Here is a 701-nt window from a genome sequence, read left to right on the forward strand (position 1 = left end):
AGAAAAACGCGGATGCGCTGCGTACTTTCATGGATGACGAGGAAATGCAGAAAGCCATCCATGCCGTACAAGGAGGTTCCCGTGTCGATTCTGATTTATAAGCAGCGCCACCGGCACCCCAACTATAAGAAAACTCCAAAAGGCAACTATGCACATATCGGTTACATTGCAACTCGTCCCGGTGCCGTGAAGAATGAGGGGATGCGCCACGGACTGTTTGGCAAACTGGAGCCGGGGGCGGTCAAAGAGTTTGACACTTGGCAGGAAGCCGCCCGCCTGGTTCGGGAGCTTTCCTATCGTCGGGTCAATATGTATCGTGGTATTATCTCTTTTTCACCTGAAACGGCCGCCGAATTGGGGCTGTCCGATCATAAAGCGTGGGAGGACTATATCGACCGCCACATTTTGACCCTGGCAAAGTTCAATGGAATCCGGGTGCAGGACTTGCAATGGGTGGCTGCCCACCATAACGAAAAAGGTCATCCCCACATCCATGTGGTGTTCTGGAATAAACATCAGCGAACAATGGTCCCTTTTGTCCATCCAAGCATCCCGGATAAAATCCGAAAACAACTCATTCGAGATACCTTTGCCGAGCGTATCAAAGAGTATTGCGAGGCCAAACAGCGGGCAAAGGAACACCTGTCGGCCATCACAGACGAAATGATTGACGAGTTTGAGAAGTACATGGAGCATCTTCA

1 protein-coding gene is annotated in these 701 nt (G+C 50.8%); it reads left to right on the top strand.

Annotated elements, in window-relative coordinates; genetic code table 11:
- Nucleotides 1-81 precede the first annotated feature (81 nt).
- Nucleotides 82-701 (top strand): MobP3 family relaxase (gene mobP3, locus H8S57_RS16915; RefSeq protein ID WP_369807660.1); only part of this gene is annotated, 620 nt, incomplete at its 3' end.

It is taken from the genome of Lawsonibacter hominis (genome assembly GCF_014287895.1).
Classification (GTDB): Bacteria; Bacillota; Clostridia; order Oscillospirales; family Oscillospiraceae; genus Lawsonibacter_A; species Lawsonibacter_A hominis.